Source organism: Nonomuraea endophytica (assembly GCF_014203235.1).
Taxonomy (GTDB): domain Bacteria; phylum Actinomycetota; class Actinomycetes; order Streptosporangiales; family Streptosporangiaceae; genus Nonomuraea; species Nonomuraea endophytica.
Window position 1 is genome coordinate 26,156 of record NZ_JACHIN010000011.1, and the last position, 21,135, is coordinate 47,290.

18 protein-coding genes and 1 pseudogene are annotated in these 21,135 nt (G+C 70.5%); 9 read left to right on the plus strand and 10 right to left on the minus strand.

Annotated elements, in window-relative coordinates; all coding sequences use genetic code 11:
• Nucleotides 1-440: 440 nt before the first annotated feature.
• Nucleotides 441-629 (plus strand): annotated as a pseudogene (locus HNR40_RS57930) (nuclear transport factor 2 family protein); the annotation flags it as partial.
• 53 nt (nt 630-682) lie between these two features.
• Nucleotides 683-859 (plus strand): nuclear transport factor 2 family protein, encoded by a 177-nt coding sequence (locus HNR40_RS55270; protein WP_246509786.1) that lies wholly within the window; start codon nt 683-685, stop codon nt 857-859.
• A gap of 181 nt (nt 860-1,040) precedes the next feature.
• Here HNR40_RS55270 and HNR40_RS34840 read toward each other — a convergent pair whose 3' ends face one another.
• The 6 genes from HNR40_RS34840 to HNR40_RS34865 all read right to left on the minus strand — a co-directional run bounded on the left by HNR40_RS34840 (nt 1,041) and on the right by HNR40_RS34865 (nt 6,733).
• Complete coding sequence (locus HNR40_RS34840; RefSeq protein WP_221341228.1) at nt 1,041-1,901, minus strand: S1 family peptidase; 861 nt, start codon at nt 1,899-1,901, stop codon at nt 1,041-1,043.
• Between the two features lie 470 nt (nt 1,902-2,371).
• Nucleotides 2,372-2,953 carry a dihydrofolate reductase family protein gene (locus HNR40_RS57475; RefSeq protein ID WP_184969049.1) on the minus strand — a complete coding sequence of 194 codons (582 nt, stop codon included), beginning with the start codon at nt 2,951-2,953 and terminating at the stop codon, nt 2,372-2,374.
• A gap of 65 nt (nt 2,954-3,018) precedes the next feature.
• On the minus strand, nt 3,019-3,858 hold the full coding sequence (locus HNR40_RS57480; protein WP_221341229.1) for a helix-turn-helix domain-containing protein: 840 nt from the start codon (nt 3,856-3,858) through the stop codon (nt 3,019-3,021).
• 64 nt (nt 3,859-3,922) lie between these two features.
• Nucleotides 3,923-4,633, minus strand: coding sequence for a FadR/GntR family transcriptional regulator (locus HNR40_RS34855; protein ID WP_184969051.1), 711 nt, complete (start codon nt 4,631-4,633; stop codon nt 3,923-3,925).
• Between the two features lie 717 nt (nt 4,634-5,350).
• On the minus strand, nt 5,351-5,836 hold the full coding sequence (locus HNR40_RS34860) for a MarR family winged helix-turn-helix transcriptional regulator (RefSeq protein WP_184969053.1): 486 nt from the start codon (nt 5,834-5,836) through the stop codon (nt 5,351-5,353).
• Nucleotides 5,837-5,926: 90 nt separating this feature from the next.
• On the minus strand, nt 5,927-6,733 hold the full coding sequence (locus HNR40_RS34865) for a carbon-nitrogen hydrolase family protein (protein WP_184969055.1): 807 nt from the start codon (nt 6,731-6,733) through the stop codon (nt 5,927-5,929).
• A 70-nt stretch (nt 6,734-6,803) separates the two neighbouring features.
• Here HNR40_RS34865 and HNR40_RS34870 point away from each other — a divergent pair, with 70 nt between their 5' ends.
• The gene (locus tag HNR40_RS34870) at nt 6,804-7,625 is read left to right on the plus strand and encodes a DUF8817 family protein (protein WP_184969057.1); all 822 of its coding nucleotides are present in this window, start codon (nt 6,804-6,806) and stop codon (nt 7,623-7,625) included.
• Here HNR40_RS34870 and HNR40_RS34875 read toward each other — a convergent pair.
• On the minus strand, nt 7,555-8,649 hold the full coding sequence (locus HNR40_RS34875; RefSeq protein WP_184969059.1) for an SWIM zinc finger family protein: 1,095 nt from the start codon (nt 8,647-8,649) through the stop codon (nt 7,555-7,557). The genes HNR40_RS34870 and HNR40_RS34875 overlap by 71 nt on opposite strands.
• A complete protein-coding gene (locus HNR40_RS34880) occupies nt 8,646-11,354 on the minus strand; it encodes an SCO1167/SCO6262 family helicase (protein WP_312896628.1) in 2,709 nt (902 codons plus the stop codon). Before HNR40_RS34880 ends, HNR40_RS34875 begins: the two co-directional genes overlap by 4 nt.
• 101 nt (nt 11,355-11,455) lie before the next feature.
• Here HNR40_RS34880 and HNR40_RS34885 point away from each other — a divergent pair, with 101 nt between their 5' ends.
• Genes HNR40_RS34885 through HNR40_RS34895 form a run of 3 tightly spaced genes read left to right on the plus strand, consistent with a single transcriptional unit; the run spans nt 11,456 to nt 13,810 of the window.
• Nucleotides 11,456-12,073, plus strand: a complete 618-nt coding sequence (locus tag HNR40_RS34885; RefSeq protein ID WP_184969061.1) for a DedA family protein — start codon at nt 11,456-11,458, stop codon at nt 12,071-12,073.
• Nucleotides 12,057-13,175, plus strand: a complete 1,119-nt coding sequence (locus HNR40_RS34890; protein WP_184969063.1) for a sensor histidine kinase — start codon at nt 12,057-12,059, stop codon at nt 13,173-13,175. Before HNR40_RS34885 ends, HNR40_RS34890 begins: the two co-directional genes overlap by 17 nt.
• The gene (locus HNR40_RS34895) at nt 13,166-13,810 is read left to right on the plus strand and encodes a response regulator (protein ID WP_184969065.1); all 645 of its coding nucleotides are present in this window, start codon (nt 13,166-13,168) and stop codon (nt 13,808-13,810) included. The genes HNR40_RS34890 and HNR40_RS34895 overlap by 10 nt, the downstream gene beginning before the upstream one ends.
• Here HNR40_RS34895 and HNR40_RS57485 read toward each other — a convergent pair.
• On the minus strand, nt 13,791-14,864 hold the full coding sequence (locus tag HNR40_RS57485) for a sensor histidine kinase (protein WP_221341230.1): 1,074 nt from the start codon (nt 14,862-14,864) through the stop codon (nt 13,791-13,793). The two genes, HNR40_RS34895 and HNR40_RS57485, sit on opposite strands and share 20 nt — an antisense overlap.
• Nucleotides 14,865-14,886: 22 nt before the next feature.
• Between HNR40_RS57485 and HNR40_RS34905 the strand changes: the two genes are divergently transcribed.
• On the plus strand, nt 14,887-15,306 hold the full coding sequence (locus HNR40_RS34905) for an SRPBCC family protein (protein WP_184969069.1): 420 nt from the start codon (nt 14,887-14,889) through the stop codon (nt 15,304-15,306).
• Here the strand turns inward: HNR40_RS34905 and HNR40_RS34910 are convergent.
• Complete coding sequence (locus tag HNR40_RS34910) at nt 15,297-17,501, minus strand: transglycosylase domain-containing protein (protein ID WP_312896629.1); 2,205 nt, start codon at nt 17,499-17,501, stop codon at nt 15,297-15,299. The two genes, HNR40_RS34905 and HNR40_RS34910, sit on opposite strands and share 10 nt — an antisense overlap.
• A gap of 970 nt (nt 17,502-18,471) precedes the next feature.
• On the opposite strand from HNR40_RS34910, the gene HNR40_RS34915 reads away from it, so the two are divergent.
• Entirely contained in the window at nt 18,472-19,335 is an 864-nt protein-coding gene (locus HNR40_RS34915) for an LLM class flavin-dependent oxidoreductase (protein ID WP_184969071.1), read from the plus strand.
• A 327-nt stretch (nt 19,336-19,662) separates the two neighbouring features.
• A complete protein-coding gene (locus tag HNR40_RS34920) occupies nt 19,663-20,886 on the plus strand; it encodes a YncE family protein (protein ID WP_184969073.1) in 1,224 nt (407 codons plus the stop codon).
• The last annotated feature ends 249 nt before the right edge of the window (nt 20,887-21,135 follow it).

The window sequence follows — 21,135 nt, forward strand, 5'->3', positions numbered from 1 at the left end:
CCGTCTACGAGTCCCGGGCTAGTGACCCAGCTGTCGCCGTGGTGGTTCGACCAGATCGCCGACGTGTGCCCCAACCACGTGAGCAGCCGCACCGACGTGCCCGCCGGGTGGGCCGGCCGGTGCGGTGCCAGCGGCTGGAGATGCTGCCGTGGAGTGGATCGCCCGCGGCCTCGCCGATCTCAGCCTCAAGGAGTACGAGAAGTTCGGGATCGCGCTCCGCCCGGTCTGGTCGAGCGCTCATTCGCCGTTGCGGTGTGAGCCCCATCACGTCCGTCGTACGTCCCGACGTGTTGGACACATTCGTCCATGATCTGCAGCCGCCACTGCGGCAAGAAGATCATCACGTTCGCAGGAGAGGAATCCGATGACGGATCTGCAGAGTGTCGCCGACCGGGTCGTGATCGAGGCGCTGCGGGGGCGAGCACGCCGACGCGGCAATGATGGGCGACTTCGACCGTTTCGCGTCGCTGTTCACCGGGGAGGCGGTGTGGCGGATCCCGCCCGCCAACATCGAGTTCATCGGGCGGGAGGAGATCCGCGCTGGTGTCGAACGGCTGCAGGGTGCCTGGGAGTTCTGGGTGCAGAACGTGCACCCGGGCGCGATCCAGCTCGATGGTGACACCGCGACCGGCCGGGAATCCGTCTTCGAGATCGGTCGCCAGCGCGAGGCAGGTCGGTCGTCATGTACGGCCTGTTCCACGACCGCTATCAGCGCACCCCGGACGGCTGGAAGTTCACCGAGCGCGTCCTGGAGCCCGGGTACTTCGACTCCACTGCGCTGGCGGGTTCGCCGCATGTGACCTGGGACCCAGCCGACCCGGAGGCCGGAAGCACCTCCTCCGCGGAAGAAGCCCGATAACCCCCAAGCGCGGTGCCGATGGTGGTCCCGTTCCCGGACAGGACGCCGACCACGCGCATCCCGGCCGCTACCAGGACGAGTGCGAGCGCTTCGTGATGCGTTCGGCGAAGTGCCGGACGCAGGCCTGGAAACGCCGGAAGAAGGGGCGCTCCACCGCCGACCGCGATGGTCCGGTAGATGGTCAGGAGGCGCTGTGTGCTCTGATGGTGTCGGTGATCCAGGAACGGTAGTGGGTCACGTCGGTCCAGATGCCGACTCCTGGCCCGCCGCTGGGGTTGGTGGCGCAGCCGGCGTCGCCGTTCATGCGGTCCTCGATGTCGTCGCCGTCGCGTGAGGTGGCTCCGATCAGCTCCCATCGGCCGCCGACGCTGCGGATCTGTGGTCCGCCTGAGTCGCCGTTGCAGGCGCTGGCAGCGCGGCCGTTGAGCTCGCCGGTGCACAGTTCCTCGCCACGGTTGAGGGAGGAGCAGCGGGTGTCGGGTACGCGTACGGTGTCGAGTTCCTGCAGCCGTCGTGAACCGTTCGAGCAGGTCGGATCGTCGTGGTCGTCGCATGTCATGCCCCAGCCGATGACGCGGCTCGGCTCGCCTACCCGGCCCGGGCCGTCGGCGATGCGGATGGGCTCGAGGTCTACCGGCCGATCCAGCTGGACCAGCAGGATGTCGTCCTTGGGCTCCCCGCGCATACCGGGCTTGTCCTGGTTGGGGTGGGTGATGACGCGTTTGACGCTGGTGAGAGCTCCGCCCGTGTCACGCTCGAGTGAGCCGACCCGCACCTGCGTCCTGCCGGGCTTCATGAGTCCCTTGCAGTGGGCGGCGGTGACGACCCAGTCCGGGGCGATGAGGGAGCCGCCGCAGTGGTGCTCGGGTAGTTTCCGCAGCTGGAAGGAGACCATGAACGAGTAGGTCTCCGTCGCGGCTTTTCCACCGATGATCGCGGGGCGGCCGGTGCTCGCCGCGGCCGTGGTCGCGGTGGTCAGTGCGAGCCCGGTGGCCATGAGGGTGGCGAGCACCACTGATCGTCTGCCGGTTGCCTTGAACACAGGTCTCCAGTCGGTCGAGGGGGCGGGCGGGGGGACCCTGACGCTTCGCGCGGCGTTCTGCCAGGTCAACGTGCCCGCCATGCCAGGCTACCTGCGGTTTCCGTTGGAACCGACGTAAGCGATCATGCTGGCGACTGGCCGGCCTCGGCCGCTACGTCCACCTCGGCGAGGGGACTCCCGCCCGTATCACCACCGAAGCCGACCCGGCCGCCCATCGCAAAGCCGCTGAACTACGCCAAACACTCCATGAGTTGGTACGTCACCTCCGGTGACATCAACCCGAGCGGTGCGCGTACCTGGCTGAGCGCAGCCACCCGCGGTGCGAGGAACGCAACCTCCCACGACAATGCCTCGTTCACCGTCCAGGGGCCGCGGCGAGGTGCTGGGGCGGATCGGCGTCGGCTGCCCGAGCGGGGACAACGATGCTCAGACGCAGCCGGAGGCCCGATCACCATTCACGGTGGACTCGGTCAACGGCGCACCCGATAGCGCAGGTGAAGCACCCGGTTGCCGTGAATCACCACGTCAGGATCCTCCAACAGGTGCTGCGCGCCGACCGACCCGAAGTAGCGCTTGCCGGACCCGAACACCACGGGTACGACGTCCATGCGCACCTCGTCGACCAGCCCCGCGGCGAGCACCTGGCCACCGACGTCGCCGGCGGCGACCTCGACCAAGCGGTCACCCGCAAGCTCCTGCGCCTTGGCCACCGCTGCCTCGACCCCGTCGACGAAGTGAAACGGCGTCTCGGGATCCCAGCCCTCGGGCGCCGGCCGACGGGTCACGACGACCACGTGGTCGATCCCGCCCGGAGGCTTCCCGTCCCAGCCGTCCGTCATGTCGAACACGTGGCGGCCCGCGATGGTCACCCCGATCTGGTCCCAGTACGCCCGGGTGTGATCGTAGGAGGCCTGCGACACCTTCAGCTCGCCGCTCTCGTCCAGCGGAACGTCACCGCTGGTCAACCAGTCGAACAGCGGTCCGGGCTGATCATTCTCGTCCGCGACGAAGCCGTCCACCGACACCGAGGCGTACATGACCACCTTGCCCACGGGGCTCTCCTCTGCTTTGGGGTGCCCCAAATTAGCGGGTCGCGAGCTGTCACTCTTGTAAGAAATCAATCGGCCGGCAGCGGCCAGCCGTCCAGCACGTGACCGGGATGTTCGCGCAGGAACCGCCGCCGCACTTCGACGTACCGGGTCGGCGTGAGCCCGGTGAAAGCCCGGAACTCGTGGCCGAAATGGGCCTGGTCAAAATAGCCCGCGCCACCGGCGAGGTCGCCCCAGTCGACCGGTCCGGCGGGGTTGATCGCGAACACGGCGGCGGTGAAGCGGTAGGAGCGGGCCAGGCGCTTCGGCGTGACCCCGATGAGCTCCTTGAACCGCTGCGCCAGATGAGTGCTGCTGACACCGGCCGCCACGCTCAGGTCGCCGATCGCCACCGCCCCGCCGGCCGCCGCGATGACGCTGCTCGCATGACGCACCAGCCCCAGGCCCGCGGTCTCACACATCCGTCGCATCAGCTCCTCTTCGAGAAGCGTCAGCATCTCGTACGGCCCGGCCGCCGTCGCCAGCCGATCCCGCAGCCCAGCAATCGCGGGCCGGCCCCAAACCTGCTCCACCGTCACCGGCCGGTCACACAGCTCGCCCGCCGGCATCGGCAGGAACGGCGCCAGCCCCCACGGCTTGAAGTGCACACCCACTGACCGGGTCCCCGGCGGATAGCCGAACTCGAAGGCCCGGGTGGGCATCGTGATCACGCAGCCGTCGGCGTACTCGGCCGTCTCGACGTCGATGCCGGCGCGGATGCGGAACGGCGTCCCGAGGTTGACGATGAGCAACGCCGCCGGTGACGGCGGCAACATCAGCCGGGCGTACGGCGGCGCACCCTCAAGGTAGTAAAGGTCGTCGATCAGCCCGTCCAGCGGCGGCCGCGGCACTCTGGACACGTACTCCACGCCCACAGTATCGCCGACACCCCGGACGGCATCGAGCGCCGGACAGGCCAGCCGCGCGCCGCGGTCAGGCGGACGGGGAACCGATGATCTCGCTGCGGTAGAGGTGGAGGTGCTGGCGCCATACGTCCGCCGCCTCTTCGGCCCGGCCCGCCGCGATGTGCTCGAACACCAGGCGGAACTCGGCCACATGTCCGCCTCGCGCACTCGGCGTGGACAGGGCGCGGCGGCGAAGCTCCGACCACAGGGGGCCGTCGAGGTGGCGCAGCGCCTCCTCCAGGGACTTCTCGAGGATCGGGTTACGGGCCGCGCGGGCGATGGCGCGGTGGAGGGGCAGGTCGCTGACGTACGCCCCGGTCCGCGCGTATTCGTCCTCGAGCTCCGCCAGCGTTGACTCCAACGCGTCGAGGTCCTCGGGATAACGCTTCTCGGCGGCCAGTGCCGCCAGGGCCGGTTCGATGGCCAGCCGGGCTTCGAACACCTGTGGCGGCAGCACCTCAACACCCCAGGTGGCCACGACGGCGGACGATCCAGTGACGATCGTCCCTCTACCCTTGTGCGACTTGGCCAGCCCGGCAAGCTCAAGGGCTGCCAGTGCTTCCCTGATGGTCGGGCGGCTGACGTCGAAGTTCTGCGCGAGCTCGCGTTCGGGCGGCAGCTTGTCACCCGGCTTGAGGTGCCCGTCGCGGATGGCCACCACGAGCTGGTCGGCGACCTGCACCGCCGCGCTCTTCTTGACCACAGGGGTCACCTCGAACTTCGAGCTGCCCGTCGCCATCGCCTGGAACCCCTCGTCGTGTGGCCATGTTGTTTGATCGCCATCTTAGCGCGCGGCTAGGCAACCTGACACCTTCTCGACGACCCAACCCGCTTTGACCGGGCCGCACCAGGACCGTTCGGCTATGCACGTTGCGTGGCCAGGCAAGCAGGCCAGCACGCCTGCCTGGCCCGCTACTGCTCGCGCCTCGGGTTTGCGCCGCGTGGTCACAACGCTGGTCGGGGCCGGTGGCGGCTCAGGGTTGGGGCACGGGCTCACGGGCCGAGCACCGCTGTGGCTCAGGGTTGACGCGCGGGATCACGGGCTTGGGGCACGGGCTCACGGGCTGGGACCGTGGCGGCTCCGGGCTGGGGCACGGGCTGGGGGCCGCTGTGGCTCGGGGTTGACGCGCGGGGTGGATCGGGTGCGGATCGATGTGGGCTCTGGTTCGGGTGGGGTGCGGGCTACGGGCCCCTCGGCCGGGAAAAGGAAAGGTCAGGCGCTGTGGAGTGGCGGGGCGCGGGCGGGGGGGCGGGGGGGCGGGGCGGGGCGGAGGGGCCGGCGACGGACGGGCCGGCGGGGGAGGCCGGGGCTGCGGGGGCTGGACGTGGTCGGGGTGGGCGGGGCGGCCGGGGCTGCGGGGGCTGGAGGTGGTCGGGGTGGGCGGGGCAAGCGGGGAGGCCGGGGCTGAGGGGTGGGTGGGTGGCTGAGGGGTGGCGGAGGTGGTGATGGGGTGGGTTAGGTGTCCAGGTTGGTGAGTATGGTGCGGGTGATGCGGTCGAGGGTGGCGGTGTCTTCGGGGGAGAGGGTGGCGGCCAGGCGGGCCAGAGTAGCCGCGTGTTCGGTTAGGGTTTCGTCGATTACTTGGCGGCCCTGTTCTGTGAGGGTGATGCGGAAGCTGCGGCGGTCGGCGGCGTCCAGGGTGCGTTCGATGAAGCCTGCCGCTTCCAAACGGTCCAGGCGGTTCGTCATTCCGGCGCGGGACATCATCAGCACCGCCGCCAGTTCCGACGGGATCAGCGTGTACGGCGGGCCGGATCGCCGAAGCGCCGCCAGCACGTCGAATTCGCCCTGCCGCAGCCCGTGCCGGGCGAACACCTCCTCGACCGCAGTCTCGATCCGCCGTGTCACCCCGGCGAGCCGCCCGAACACCCCGATGGGCGAAAGATCCAGATCGGGCCGTTCCCGCTGCCATGCGGCGAGGATGCCGTCGAACGCGTCCATGCCGCGCAGTTTATTCGAGGCCCGATAGTCGGAAGCCGAAGCACCGAGCGACCCGGCTCAGTACAGCCACCCTGTCCAGGCTGGCCGCGGCTACGGGGTGTCCGCCGCACGCTGGTACTCGGCGCGCGGGTACCCCGCACGAGCGTCCTTCTCCCGCAATCCCGCCATCTCAGCCCGCGACAACACAGCAGTGAACACCCCAGGACCGGTAGCGGCCTGGGTGAGCCGGGTCCCGTCCGGATGCCAGGCGCCACTACCCCCGCACGACACCCACCCCGCCCCACGACCAGCATAATTGGCCACCACGGCGAACATCCGGTGATCCATCGCCCGCGCCCCGAAATGCAGATCGATCCGGCGAGCCTCCTCCAGCGTGTACAACGCCGACCCCGCGTAAACCTCAGCCCCCCGCCGAGCCGCATCCTCCGCATGCCCAGGCACACCAGCGTCGTAGCAGATGGCCAGCGCCACCCGCCACCCATCCACGTCGAGCAGCGCCCCCGCCCCGGCAGCCCGGAACAGCTCCCGCTCACGCCCATGCAGATGACACTTTCCGTGCACGTGCACCCGCCCGTCCGGCGAGAACGCCAGCGACGCGAGCCACGCAGTCCCGTCGGGGTGCCGGTAGGCCGCGCCGACGACCGCCGTCAGCCCACCCTCCTGTACGGCCCCGCGCACGACATCCAGCCGAGGGTCACCATCAGTCACCCAAACGCCAGGATCATCAAGAAGGTCAAGGTCATAGCCGATTAGTGAGAGTTCAGGAAACAAGACCAGGCTCGCGCCAGAAGCGGCAGCGGTCTCGATCGAGGCAGCGGCGGCACGAGCGTTGGCGACCACATCGCCGGCCACGGCAGAGGTCTGGGCGAGCGCGACGGTCAAGATCTCATAGGACACACGGGCATCCTACTTGCCGCTTTGGACCGGTCCATAGGCGAGATTTCGTGATCCGGCCTACCCTCACCCCGTGACTCCAACGATGCCGCAGAACGAGACCACCATCCCGGTCCTGCCGTGTGTGTCCCTCGACGAGACGCTGGAGTTCTACCAGGCGCTCGGGTTCGAGGTCACGTACAAGATGACCAAGCCGTACCTGTACCTGGCGCTGCGGTGGAGCAACGTCGAGCTCCACTTCGGCAAGCCGCCCGAGGGCATGGACCCGGCCAACGAAGACGGCGGTGGCTGCCTGGTGATGATCGACGCGGCGGCGCCGTACCATCAACATTTCAGCGCCGCGATGCGCGGCGCCTACGGAAAGGTGCTGGCGTCGGGACGGCCGCGCATCACCCGCTACCGCAAAGGCGCCTCCCGCTTCACGCTCATCGACCCGTCGGGCAACTCGATCATCTTCATCCAGCGCGACGAGCCCATGGAGCTGGAGTACGGCGGCGACAGGAGCCTGCCCCGCCTGGCCCAGGCGATCGACAACGCGCGGATCCTGCGGGAGTTCAAGAACGACGACCGGGCCGCCTTCCGCGCCCTGACCTCCGCGCTGCGCCGGCACGCCGACGACGCGCCGGCGGTGGATCGCGCGCTCGCCCTGGCCACGATGATCGAGCTGGCCATCGCCCTGGACGAGCGTCACAGGATGGACGACCTGATCACCGACCTGAAGGCGCTCTCGCTGACCTCGGAGGAGCAGGCCCGCGTCGCTTCAGAACTCTCCAGGAGGCCGACTCCCTGGAGTCCTGGCTACGCGACTAGAGCTACGCGGCCGGTCAGTAGGCGAGGGCCGCGGGGTCGCGTTCTGGTGCTCCGGAGGGCCACCACTCGCCCTCGCGCAGCGTGAACGGATACCAGCGGCCGTCCCGCCCCAGCCGCAACTGCAGGGAGCCCAGCGTCCAGCGGTTGCGGGCGGCCTGCACGGGCGGCAGTTCCTCGCGCTGCCAGGCGGCCTCGGCTCTGGCCAGTTCCTGCCTGCCGGGGGTCCAGGCGTGTTCCAGCACCTCCAGGCCGGCCGGCCCGCCGTACTGCCAGGCGAGGACCGCGGGCGCGTCGCCGATGTCCAGGTCGTGCTCGGCGGCCAGCCGGACGCGGTCCTGACGTTCGGTGAGGACGGCGGGGCTGCCGCCCGACAGCAGATCTCGCGCCCGCGCGGACGCCGACGCGGCCAGCACCTTCAGGGCCGCGACGTCCACGCCCGCGGCCTCCTCCAGCTCCAGCGGGACGTATTCCACCGCGACGGGCGGAGGTGCGGGCAGCGGGGGGACGCCCAGCGAGAACGCCGCCAATGCCGACATGCCCGTCGCGGCGGGCGTCGGGGCGTCGCGTAGCTGAAGGGCCTCCAGCAGTTCGGTACGGCCCCGCCCCCGCAGCAGAAGCAGCATGAACGGATCGCCGTCCAGCAGCCAGGACGTCTGGTAGCACAGGGCGGCGGCGTGCTTGCACGGATGCCCCCAGTCGGGGCAGTCGCACTCGGGCTCCAGGTCGCCGACCGTCGGCAGCAGCGGGACGGCGGCGTCCTCGGCCGCTTCGACCAGGGCGTGCGGCACCTCCCCGTCCAGGAGCGCGGCGATGTGCCCCGACTGGGCGGCCACCTGGTCGAGGAAACGTTCCCATTCGGCGTCGGTGAGCTGGGCGACGCGGACGACGGTGTCGTACTCGCCCTCGGTCGTGGCCGCCAGCCGTCCGGGGGAGACGGCGATGGGCCCGACCTGCCCGGTCTTGGCGTAGGCGCGGCCTTTGCGAAGGAGGGTGTGGTCCAGGGAGGTGTCCTCCATGGCCTTGATCCACGCCAGACCCCACCAGGAGGTGGCGAAGCGGGCCCCGGCGCGTTGCGGCGGGAAGGCGGGAAATCCCTTGACGGCGGTCATCTCAGCTCCACCAGGGTCGCGAGTTCGGCGTCGGTGAGTTCGGTGAGGGCGGCCTCGCCGCCGGCCAGCACGGCCTCGGCCAGCGAGCGTTTGGCGGCGAGCATCTCGGCGATGCGGTCCTCGATGGTGCCTTCGGTGATCAGCCGGTGGACCTGGACGGGCCGGGTCTGGCCGATGCGGTAGGCGCGGTCGGTGGCCTGGTCTTCGACGGCCGGGTTCCACCAGCGGTCGAAGTGGATGACGTGGTCGGCGCGGGTGAGGTTGAGCCCCGTTCCGGCGGCTTTGAGGGAGAGCAGGAAGACGGGGACCTCGCCGTCCTGGAAGCGCTGGACCATCTCCTCGCGTTTGGGCACCGGGGTGCCGCCGTGCAGGAGCTGGGTGGCGACGCCCCGTGCGGCCAGGTGCTTCTCCAGCAGCCTGGCCATGGCCACGTACTGGGTGAAGACCAGCACCGCGCCGTCCTCGGCGGTGATGGTGTCGAGCAGCTCGTCGAGGAGCTCCAGCTTGCCCGAGCGGCCGGTGAGCTGCGGCGTCGCCTCGTGCAGGTACTGGGCGGGGTGGTTGCAGATCTGCTTGAGCCCGGTCAGGAGCTTGACGATCAGCCCGCGCCTGGCCATGCCCTCGGCGGACTCGATCTGCTCCATGATCTCGCGCACGACCGCCTCGTAGAGCGCGGCCTGCTCGGTGGTGAGCGGCACGGGCCGGTCGGTCTCGGTCTTGGGCGGCAGTTCGGGCGCGATGCCGGGGTCGGACTTACGGCGCCGCAGCAGGAACGGCCCGACCAGCTTGGCCAGCCGCTCGGCCGCCACGGAGTCGCCGGACTCGACCGGTTTGGCCCAGCGGGCGCGGAAGCGGGCCAGCGAGCCGAGCAGACCCGGCGTGGTCCAGTCGAGCACCGCCCACAGTTCGGACAGGTTGTTCTCGACCGGGGTGCCGGTCAGCGCGACGCGGGCGGTGGCGGGGATGTCGCGCAGCGCCTTGGCGGTGCTGGAGGCGGGGTTCTTGACATGCTGGGCCTCGTCGGCGACGAGAAGGTCCCACGGATGGGCGGCCAGCTTCTCGGCATCCAACCGCATCGTGCCATATGTCGTCAGAACAAAGCCTTCGTCCGACAAATCGCGATTTGTCCCGTGATAGCGGCGCACCTGCACGCCTGGCGCGAACCGGGTGATCTCCCGCTCCCAGTTGCCCAGCAACGAGGCCGGGCAGACCACCAGTGTGGGACCACCGCCCCGGTGCAGGTGCAGGGCGATCAGCGTGATCGTCTTGCCCAGGCCCATGTCGTCGGCCAGGCACGCGCCCAGCCCCAGCGAGGTCATCCTGGCCAGCCAGCGCAGGCCGCGCAGCTGGTAGTCGCGCAGCGTCGCGGCCAGCCCGGACGGCACGCCGATCTCCTCGGGCTCGGCCAGCCGGTCGCGCAGCTCCAGCAGCCAGGCGCTCGGCTCGACCTCGACCTGCTCGCCGTCGACCTCCACCGTGCCGGTCAGCGCGGCGCCCAGGGCGTCGATGCCGCTCAGCGGCTTGAGGTCGCGCTGGCGGGCCTTGAGCGCCAGGTCGGGGTCGATGAGCACCCACTGGTCGCGCAGGCGGACGACCGGGCGGTGCGACTCGGCGAGCTGGTCCATCTCGGCCGCCGTCAGCCGCTGCCCGCCCAGCGCGAGCTGCCAGTTGAAGCTGGTCAGCTGCGCGCCGCCCAGGTAGGACGGCAGGTCGGAGGGCGCCTGCTCGCTCTCGCCCAGCACGGCGCGGGCGCTGAGCCCGCGCACCATCGACCGGGGCCAGTGCACGTCCACGCCGGCGCCGGTCAGCCGGGTGGACGCGCCGGCCAGCAGCTCTTCGACGTCGCCGTCGGTCAGGGTGAGCTCGTCGGGGACAGCGCTCTCCAGCAGGCGTTCCAGCCGGGTCCAGGCCTTGGCGGCACGGCGCACGGCGATGATCGTCTCGATCCTGGCGCGGGCGCCGAAGCCGGGGTCCTCACCGGCCCACAGATCGGCCGCGTCGACCACGAGCGAGGGGTCGGCCAGGCTGTGGAGCTGGACCACGGCACGGAACTCCGATCCGGCCGGGTCGTCGCACTCCACGCGCAGCGACAGCCGTACCCCGGAATCGAGGCCCGCGGCGACCTCCTCCGCCCACGGGCGCAACTGCGGCACCTTTACCGGACGCATCGCCGCGAACGCGGAGGTTCCCGTCGCGCGCACCGCGCCGGGCGAGCGCGGCATCGCGTCGGCGACCGCGTCGAGGAAGGCCCGCACGAGACTTTCCGCGTCGGGCAGCACCGGCCCCTCAGGGCCTTCCTCCAGCGGTACGGCTCGCGCCGCGGCGGGCATGGCGTCGGCCAGCTCCCTGATCCTGGCCACGTCGGCGGCGTCGAACGGCCCCGCCCGCCACGCGTCGTGGTCGCCGGCCGACACCCCGGGCAGAATCCGCCCCCTGGTCACCAGCTGGAGCGCCACCAGCGCGGCGGCGCCCCAGAAGCGGGCGGCTGGGTGCGCCTCATGGTCGGTCCTGGCCCTGGCGAGCACGGCGACCGCTTCAGAAACGGGAATTCTGCGCACCGGAACCCGGAGGGTACGCACCGCACCGCCATCCGGCTCGGCCACCGTGACGCCGTCCTCGCCGCTGGGGTCGAGGAAGGCCATCGTGCCTGTTCGTGGTGGATCACCGGGCTCGAAGACGACGGCATGCCGTACCAAGGAAGTCACAGCCGTACAGTGTACGGTACATAGACCTGTGGTTTACCCCACCACGATTCGGGAGTACGCCTCATTCTCGCTTTACCCGGATCTTGCCTAGCCTTCATGACATGACGGACTGGGTGGTTGACCTCATGGAGACCCTGGGCGCACCGGGGGCGGGCCTCGCGATCGCGCTGGAGAACCTCTTTCCACCGCTGCCGAGTGAGGTGATCCTGCCGCTGTCCGGGTTCACCGCCAGCCGTGGCGAGATGGACCTCATCGACGCGCTGGTGTGGACGACGCTGGGCTCGGTGGTCGGGGCGCTGGTGTTGTACTGGGTGGGCGCGATGCTCGGCCGCGAACGCACGCTGCGCCTGGCGGGCAAGCTGCCTCTGGTGAAGATCTCCGACATCGAGAAGACCGAGGCCTGGTTCCAGAAGCACGGGAAGAAGACGGTCTTCTTCGGGCGGATGATCCCCATCTTCCGCAGCCTCATCTCGGTACCGGCCGGTGTGGAGCGGATGCCGCTGCCCACCTTCACCCTGCTCACGCTGGCAGGCAGCGCGATCTGGAACTCCATCTTCGTGCTCGCCGGCTATTACCTGGGGGAGAGCTGGCACCTGGTCGAGGCGTACGTGGGCATCGGGAGCAAGGTCGTGCTCGGCCTCGCGGTGCTCGCCGTGCTGATCTTCATCGGCATGCGCCTCAGCGAGCGGCGGAAGGGCAAGCATGGGGCGCGTCGCTGACGCGCTGCGCCTGCTCTGGGAGATCGCGCTCGGCGCCCTCACCGCGGTGGCCGAACTCCTCTTCCTGATCGTCGCCGCGCCGGTCCGCGCCCTGCGGAAGGTGCGCGGGGCCACCTCGCCGACCGCGCTGGACCGGGCGGCGCTGTGGCTCGCGCGGTTCGAGGCTCGGCGGCTGCGGGTGCCGGTGGACGACAGCGCCGACGCCGGGCGGGCCATGGCCTACCTGGCCGCACGGGCGCCGCTCGGGCTGCTCGGCGGCCTCGTGCTGTCGCTGCTGGAACTCGGTGTCGCGACCGTGATCCGTGCGGGCTGGGCGTGGACGCACAACGAGCCGCACGACGGGATGCTGCCCACGGTCCCGCTGCTGCTCTACTTCGGCCTCATCGGCATCGTCCTGCTGTTCCTCGATATTTCAGGACTTGTCGGTGTACGCGTGGTCGAGCGCCGCCTGGTCCGCAACATGCTCGCCCCCGACCCCACCGCCGCGCTCATAAGGCGCATCGAGCAACTGGCCGAGACCAGGGCGGGCATCGTGGCCGCCGTCGACGCCGAGCGGCGCAGGATCGAACGCGACCTGCACGACGGGCTGCAGCAACGCCTGGTCGCGCTGTCCATGCTCATCGGCCGCGCCCGCCGCGGCGGCAAGGCCGAACTGCTGACCCAGGCGCACGAGGACGCCCAGCGGGCGCTGGCCGAACTGCGCGAGGTCGCCTGGCGCGTCTACCCCAGCGGGCTGGACACCCTCGGCCTGGCCGACGCGCTGGCCGGGGTCGCCGAACGATCGAGCGTCCCCGTGCACGTCCGCTGCGACCTGACCTCCCGGCCGCCGATGGCCGTGGAGACCGCCGCCTACTTCGTGGTCTCGGAAACGGTCACGAACGCCGCCAAGCACGCCGCCGCCACCGGGGTGAGCGTGGAGATCCGGCAGGACGGGACAATGGTCGTCGTGCGTATCGAAGACGACGGGTGCGGCGGCGCCGTACCCACGGGTGGGGGACTGTCCGGGCTGGCGCGGCGGGTGGCCGCGATCGACGGCAGGCTCCTCGTGGACAGCCCGGCCGGTGGCCCCACCGTGATCACCGCGGAGCTGCCATGCGGGTGATCCTGGCCGAGGACTCCACACTGCTGCGCGAGGGCCTGGTACGGCTGCTGCACGAGGAGGGCCACGAGGTGCCCGCGGCCGTCGGCGACGGGCAGGCGCTCATCGCGGCCGTCGAGGTCCACGAGCCGGAGATCGTCGTCGTGGACGTGCGCATGCCGCCCACCCACACCGACGAGGGCCTGCGCGCGGCGCTGGAGATCCGGCGCCGCTGGCCGTCGGTCAAGGTGCTCGTCCTGTCGCAATATGTGGAGAAGAAGTACGCCACCGAGCTCATGACCGGCAGCGTCGACGGCGTCGGCTACCTGCTGAAGGATCGGGTGGCGCAGGTGGCCGACTTCCTCGACGCGCTGGAGCGGGTGGGGGAGGGCGGCGCCGCGTTCGACCCGGAGGTGGTCCGGCAGCTCCTGGCGCGTACCAGCCACACCGATCCGCTGTCGCGGCTGACCGCGCGCGAGCGGCAGGTGCTGGAGCACATGGCCCAGGGGCTGACCAACGCCTCGATCGCCCAGGCCCTGCACGTGTCGCAGAGCGCGGTGGAAAAGCACGTCAACGCCGTCTTCGACAAGCTGAGACTCTCCCACACCACCGGCTACAGCCGGCGCGTGCTGGCCGTACTCAGCTATCTGCAGTCGTGACGGGCAGGCTCGCCCGCACCTCGTAGCCACCGCCGGGCAGCGGACCGGCGTGGACGCTGCCCCCGGCCCTGGCCAGGCGTTCCGACAGGCCGCGCAGGCCGCCGCCCGACGGCCGGTCCGGGTGCTTGGGCGTTCCGTCATCGCGGACGGTGAGCGCGGCGCCGGCCACCTCGAAGAGCGCGTGGGCGGCGGTGCTGTGGCGCAGGATGTTCGTGGCCGCCTCGCGGGCCACCCACGACAGCAGCGCCTCGGCCTGCGCGGAACGCGGCGCGCCGTCGCGGCGCACGACCACCTCCACGCCCGCCGCCTCCAGCGCCTCACGGACCCGTTCCAGCTCAGCCGCCAGGCTGACCTCGCGGTAGCCGGTCACCGCCTCACGCACCTCGGTCAGCGCCTGCCGCCCGACCGACTCGATGTCGGCCGCCTGCCGCGCCGCCTGCTCAGGATCGCGTACGGCCAGCCGCCGCACCGCCTCCGCCTTCACCACGATCACCGAGAGCGTGTGGCCCAGCAGGTCATGCAGGTCCCGGGAGAAGCGCAGCCGTTCCTCGGCCACGGCCGCCTCGGCCAGCCGTTCCCTGGTGCGGTTCAGCTCGGCGATCACGACGTGCAGCCGCAGGAACGCCGCCATCACCACGCCCGTGCTGAACGACCCCCAGGCGAAGCCCATGATCGGCCCGATGCCCTCGCCGCCCCGCCACACCGCGAACGCCGTCACCGCCGCCAGCGCGCCCAGCGCCAGCCGTACCGCCCGGTCCTGAAGCACCAGCGCGCAGGCCAGCGCGAGCAACGGGAACAGGTAGAACCAGCCGTTCGCGTAGACCAGCGCCATGCCCGTCACCAACGCGGCCATCGCGCCCACCACCCAGCGGGCGGCGGCGACCGGCAGCGGAGCCAGGATCAGCAGCGTGTACAGGCCGAGCGTGAGCGCCAGCCCCGCCCAGGCCGGCCAGACCGGCTGGTAGACGCCGGCCAGGCAGTCCCAGAGCACGCCGACGCCCAGCAGGCCGAAGCCGAGGAAGCCCTTGAGTCCGGGCTGGCGATCTCCTTGCACCTGTCCACCGTAGGCTGGGTTGATGAGCCTCAGGTACGCCGCCGTGGCCGTCGAGCTGGACGCACCCGCCGAGGACGTCTTCGCCCTCATCACCGACTGGCCCCGCCACCACGAGTGGATGTTCATGACCGACGCCCGGCAGACCGGGCCTGACATGATCGAGGCCTATACCGGGATCAGGCCGTTCGGCTTCCTCGACACGATGACGATCACGGAGTGGGAGCCGCCGCACCGGGTGCGGGTGGAGCACACTGGTGCGATCGTGCGCGGGGAAGGCGCCTTCCGGGTACGGCCGCTCGGCCCGCGGTGGTGCCGGGTGGTGTGGGCAGAGCGGGTCGAGGTGCCCAGGTGGGCGCTGCCGGGCTGGCCGGTGGTGCACGCGGCGACCGTGCTGCTGGTGCGACGGTCGTTGGTCAGGCTGGGGGAGCTGGCTCAGCGCTGAGGCCCGTCCTCTTCTTCGTCCGGCAGCGGCGTCTCGTCGTTCTGTCGCGGCCTTTCGTCGTCTTGGAGCGGCTCTTCGTTGTCTCGGAGGGGCCCTTCCTCGTCCGGCGTCTCGTCGTCGTTCGTCGGCTCGTCCTGGCTGGGCGGCGGCTCGCCGCCGCCGAAGCGTGCGGTGTTGAGCGGCGTGAACGGCGTCTGGGGCACCCCCTTGAGCGCCGCCATCATCGTCTCCTGCCAGATCGGCCCGGAGATCGTGGCCCCGGCCACCAGGCCGTAGTACCGGCCGCCGATCGTGACGCCGGTCAGCTTGTAGCGCTGCGCGCCGCGCAGGTCGCCGATGCTGACCGCGGCCGCCAGATCTGGGGTGAATCCGGCGAACCAGGCGGCCGCGTAGTCGTCGGTCGTCCCCGTCTTGCCCGCCGCCGGGCGTCCGATGCCGCCCACACCGCGCATCGTGCCCTTGGTGAACACCCCCGACAGCACGTGCGCGGTCGCGTCAGCCACCTCAGGGTCGATCGCCTGCCGGCATTTCGGCTCGTAGTCGGTCTTCTTGCCGTCGCGGTCGGTGATCGCGGTGATCGCCATCGGCTCGCAGTACTTGCCCCGCGCGCCCAGCGCCGCGTACGAGGCGGCCACCGTCACCGGGTCGCTCTCGTTGACGCCGAGCGTGAACGTCTGAACCTCGCCCAGCGGCTTGCCGTCGGCCCGCTTGCTGCCGAGCGCCTTGGCGGTCTTGACCGTCTCGCAGAGCCCGACCCGCTGCTCCAGCTCCAGGAAGAACGTGTTGACCGAGCCCCATGTCCCGGTCTGCAGGGTCTTGTACCCGCCCGAGCCCTCGTCGTTGGTGACGGTGTGCGTGGGGTCGCCGGCGTTGCCGCCCTTGCAGTTCTTGAACGAGGCATAGCCGGGCGCACGGTAACCGGCGCCCACGGTCATTCCGTCGTTGACCCGCATGCCCTGCTGCAGCGCGGCGACCAGCGTGAACGTCTTGAACGTCGAGCCGGGCTGGAAACCGGTCCCGCCACCGTGCGCGACGTCGGCTACCAGGTTGTAAGACATCTGGTCCTTGCCGCTGCCGTACTCGCGGCTGGCCGCCATCGCCTTGATCTTCCCGGTGCCCGGCTGGACGAGCGCCTCGGCGGCCACCGGGTTGTCGGTGGTGAACACCCGCTTCTTGATCGCCCGGTCGGCCGCGGTCTGCATGCGGCGGTCGAGCGTCGTGCGGATCGTGAGGCCGCCGCGCTCCAGCAACTGCTTGCGCGCGGTCCTGGTCTTGCCGAAGGCCGGGTCGTTGAGGATCTCGTTGCGCGCGTACAGGCAGAAGTAGGCGTACGAGCTGGACTCACACCCGCCCGGCAGCGGCACGCCCTTGTAGCCGAGCTTCTTCGCCTTGGCGGCGGCCGCGTCCTCCTTGGAGATCCTGCCGAGGTCGGCCATCCGGTCCAGGACGATGTTCCTGCGCTCCAGCAGCCGCGCGCGGTGGGCCTTGCTGACCGAGGGGTCGGTGTTGCTGGGCGACTGTACGGCTCCCGCCAGCGTGGCCGCCTGCCCGAGCGTGAGCTTGGCCGCCGGGACGCCGAAGAACCGTTTGGCGGCAGCTTCGACACCGTTGGCGCCGGCGCCGAAGTACGCGATGTTCAGATATTTCTCGAGGATCTGGTCTTTGGTGTACTTCTCCTCCACGGACATGGCGTAGCGGAGCTCGTTGAGCTTGCGGGCGTAGCTGGTCTCCAGGGCCTTGGCCTTCTCCTCCTTGGTACGGGCCGTGGTCAGGAGCACCTGCTTGACGTACTGCTGGGTGATCGTGGAGCCGCCCTCGCTCACACCGCCCGCCGACAGGTTCTTGGCCAGCGCCCTGGCCATGCCCTGGAAGTCGATGGGGCCGTGCTCGTAGAAGCGGAAGTCCTCGATCGCGATGATCGCCGTCTTCATCGTCTCGGCCACGTCGGTCAGCGGGACGATCTCGCGATAGACCTCGTAAAACTGAGCGATGGGCTTGCCCGCGGCATCCAGCAGCGTGGACTTCTCCGCCAGCGGCGGCTCCTTCAGCTCGACCGGCTGCAGCTCGTCGGTGGCCGCCATGATCGCCACACCGGCGCCCCCGACAGGCAACGCCCAGATGCCCGCCGCGACGACCCCCGCCGCCAGTCCCACCCCCGCCAACTGCGCGACGCCCCGGCCAACCCGCTTCCCCACCCCGTGCCCCCGTTCCCTTTCCCCGAAATTTCGCACCAAATAAGATCAGATCGGGCAGGGATATGTCCAAGACCGATATCCGTCATCCGGCAATGATGAAACGGCTATCGTCGCAGCTCTCCCCACCCTTCCCGACCCCTCGATGGAACCTTGGCCCCCGAATGCCAGGAGGTTACCCACCCCCGCCTGTCGGCCTGAGAGCCGACCACGACACCGCCCCGTCCGCCTGAGAGCCCACCACCACATCGCTCCGTCCGCCCGCTTGTCAGGTTGCCCGGCAACCGCCGCTGCCAGACCGCCTGGCACACGGTTGCCAGGCTCCCAGCAGGCGGCTCTCACAGGCCCCTGGCATGCGGTTCTCACAGCCTCCCAGCAGGCGGTTCTGCCCCTGGCATGTGGCTCTCCTGCCCCCGGCATGTGGTTCTCAGGCCCCCGGTCGGCGGTTCTCGTAGCCCCGGCAGGCACTCGGGTTCCTCAGGCCCAGCCGGTCGATCCAGTCCCAGGCGGCCGGCGAGCATGGGTGCCACCCCCGCCACGATCCCGGCGTGATCGGCGCTGAAGAACTCGGCGGACTCCACAGGTCGCACTGGTGTCACCGCAGAGGTGGCCCCCGCCATGAGGCTCGGCGGATGGTCTGTCGTCAGTGTGGCCTGTGCCGCCGTGATCGTCGCCGGTGTGCCGGCCAGCGGCTGCCCCACGGGTCGCACCGGTAGCGCCGCGGAGGTGGCCCCGCCCTGGCAGGCGTTGTCGGGTTGTCTGTTCACCGACCCCCTGCCCGTCTGTCCGCCAGCCCACCTGTCCACCCACGCACCCACCCACCTATCTGGCCTACCCGCCTACGCGCCTACGCGGCAACCCGGCAACCCGGGTGGGCTGGCGGGGCAGGTGGGTAGGTGGTTGTCGGGTTGCTGGGGAGGTTGGTGCGGCCTGTCGATTGCTGGGGTGTTTGCGGGTGGGACAGGATGCGAGGATGCGCTTTTCGATCAACATCCCGAACTTCGGGGAGTTCGCCGACGCCAGGAACGTGGCCAAGGTCGCCGCGGCTGCGGAAGAGTCCGGCTGGGACGCGTTGTTCGTCTGGGACCACGTGGTACATCGCAAACAACGCATCCCCTTCGGCGACCCCTGGATGCTGCTGACCGCCGCCGCGCTGGCCACCACCCGCCTCCGGTTGGGCACGCTGGTCACCCCGGTGGCCAGGCGCCGCCCGCAGCAACTCGCCCGCCAGGTCGCCACCCTCGATTCCCTCAGCGGCGGCCGGGTCATCTTCGGTGCGGGCTTGGGGGCGCCGATCGAGGAGGAGTACGGCGCGTTCGGCGAGAGCACCGACCCGATCGAACTGGCCGCACGCCTGGATGAGGGCCTCGACCTGATGGCGCGTTACTGGAGCGGAGAGCCGGTCACGCACAAGGGCCGGTTCTTCGAGGCCCACGACGTGGCCTTGCTACCGGCCACCGTTCAGCAGCCCCGCCCGCCCGTGTGGGTGGCCGGATACTGGCCGAACCGCCGCCCCATGCGCCGCGCGGCCCGCTGGGACGGCGCGGTCCCGCTGTTCGAGTCGGCCAGACATGGGCAACCTCCACGCGTCGAGGAGGTACACGACCTGATCGCCTTCATCCGCGAAGAACGCGCCCGCCTGGACCGGACCGACCCCTTCGACATCGTCGCCGGCGGCGTCACCCCCACGGACTCCACGCAGGCACGGGCCATCATCGCGCCCTTGGCCGAGGAGGGCGTCACCTGGTGGGACGAACGCCAGCACATCGGCGGCGACACCCTGGACAAGCTGGTCCCAGTCCTGCGCCGGATCGAACACGGCCCTCCGGCCGCCTAACACCCCACCACTAAGAAGCGCCAACCTTTCGCGGCCGGGTGGTGGCGAAGGGCTCGCACGCCATGTGGCGGCGAAGAAGATGCTGACCTCTCGCGGCTAGGAGAAGGCTCTGAACATTTGCGGTAGGCAGTGAGGGGGAAGGCTCTGGACATTTGCGGTAGGCAGTGAGGGGGAAGGCTCTGGGCTTTCGCAGCTGGGCAGTGAGGGAGAAGATTCTGGGTTTTTGCGGCTAGAACGGTGGCCGGGAAGACGCCTGACCTCTCGCGGTCGAGCGGTGGGGAAGAAGGCGCTGAACCTTTCGTGGCCGGGCGGTGTAGGGCAGGTGTGATGACGACGCGACGTGAACTGCTGGCCGGGGCCCTCGCCCTGGCCACCCTGCCCGCCCTGTCCGCCTGCGCCGGGAGCCAGGTGGAGCCCGCGGCCGCCAAGCCCGTGAGCTCGCCGGCCGCTCCCATGGTGGGGACGCTGTATGCCAGGACCGCGTCCGGGCTGGTCGCCGTGGATCTGGCCACCGGCAAGCAGCTCCGTGAGTACGGCGAAGCCGTACCGGATGCCGGTTGGAAGCGGCTGCACCAGGTGAAGGACGGGCGCCTGCGCGTGCTCGACCTCCCGGACGGCAAGGTGCGGCGCGAAACGCCCGTCAGCGGCGCGCAGGTCAAGGCGGTCTCCCGCACGGGAGAGCTCGTCGCGGTCGGCCCGCCGCCCGGCCCGCGTACCAGCACCCTCATCTCCCTGGCCGGACCGGACGGCAGCCGAGACCTCCGGCTCGACGGCAACGTCGAGCCGGAGGCGTTCTCCACCGACGGCCAGGCCATGTACGTCCTGGAATACCTGCCACCCGACAAGCCGGACCGCTACCGGGTACGCGTGCTGGACCTGCCCTCAGGCACCCCGAAGCCGCTCAACACGCGCGACAAGAAGCCCGTGCCGGAGGGCAAGGAGGAGGAGATGCGCGGGCAGGGCCGCCAGGCGGTGCTGGACCGGGACGCGGGGGTCCTCTACACGCTGTACACCCACCAGCCCGACCACCTGCACACCCGCGACCTGGTCGCAGGCGGCGACTCCGCGCCCGGCGTGCATGCTTTTGTGCACGTTCTCCAGCTGGACCAGCGGTGGGCGTACTGCCTCGACCTGCCGCAGCCGTTCGGCATGGGCCCACCCGAGGCGCACACACTGACCCTCAGCCCCGACGGCCGCACCCTCTTCATCTACGACGCCACCAGCGGCCGCATCGCCCAAGCCGACACCACGGACCTCACGGTGAAACGCACCGCCTTCGGCGCCAAACACACGGGCGAGTCGTACGCGCTGGCCGAGCACCAACGCCTCTACCTCGCGGCCGGCACCTCCGTACAGGTGGCCGACCCGGCCACGCTGGCACCTCTCGGAACCTGGCAGCTGCCCGGCCCGGCGCGCGGACTGGCCGCGCTGAACGGGCAGCTGCTGGCCGGCGCCGGCGACCACCTGGTGGCCCTGGACGCAAAGGGCACCCAGCAAGCCACCATCCCCATCCCAGGCCTCCAATCCCTCCACCACGCCGCTCACCCTTGACAAGCCATCTGGCCTGGCACGCGTCGTGGCTTGACACCTTCCGTTGCCTGACAAGCCCTGGCCTGACAAGCCTCGGAGTCGGCCAGCCACCTGGCCTGACAAGCCACCGGAGTCGGCCAGCCACCTGACCTGATGTCCTACAGCTGCGCACTCGCGAGCGGTGCATCCGTGACTACAGATAGTTCTGGGCTGGACACCGGGGCCCACGCGCGGTCAGGGAAAGGCTGGGCCCGGTGAGGGCAGGGCGGG

Bases quoted from the DNA above. Each gene is read 5' to 3' on its own strand.
- HNR40_RS55270 (WP_246509786.1), top strand. From the start codon at position 683: ATGTACGGCCTGTTCCACGACCGCTATCAGCGCACCCCGGACGGCTGG.
- HNR40_RS34855 (WP_184969051.1), bottom strand. From the start codon at position 4,633: ATGGCGACGGGCAGCTCGAAGTTCGAGGTGACCCCTGTGGTCAAGAAG.
- HNR40_RS34860 (WP_184969053.1), bottom strand. From the start codon at position 5,836: ATGGACGCGTTCGACGGCATCCTCGCCGCATGGCAGCGGGAACGGCCC.
- HNR40_RS34875 (WP_184969059.1), bottom strand. From the start codon at position 8,649: ATGACCGCCGTCAAGGGATTTCCCGCCTTCCCGCCGCAACGCGCCGGG.
- HNR40_RS34885 (WP_184969061.1), top strand. From the start codon at position 11,456: ATGACGGACTGGGTGGTTGACCTCATGGAGACCCTGGGCGCACCGGGG.
- HNR40_RS34890 (WP_184969063.1), top strand. From the start codon at position 12,057: ATGGGGCGCGTCGCTGACGCGCTGCGCCTGCTCTGGGAGATCGCGCTC.
- HNR40_RS34895 (WP_184969065.1), top strand. From the start codon at position 13,166: ATGCGGGTGATCCTGGCCGAGGACTCCACACTGCTGCGCGAGGGCCTG.
- HNR40_RS34905 (WP_184969069.1), top strand. From the start codon at position 14,887: ATGAGCCTCAGGTACGCCGCCGTGGCCGTCGAGCTGGACGCACCCGCC.
- HNR40_RS34915 (WP_184969071.1), top strand. From the start codon at position 18,472: ATGCGCTTTTCGATCAACATCCCGAACTTCGGGGAGTTCGCCGACGCC.
- HNR40_RS34920 (WP_184969073.1), top strand. From the start codon at position 19,663: ATGACGACGCGACGTGAACTGCTGGCCGGGGCCCTCGCCCTGGCCACC.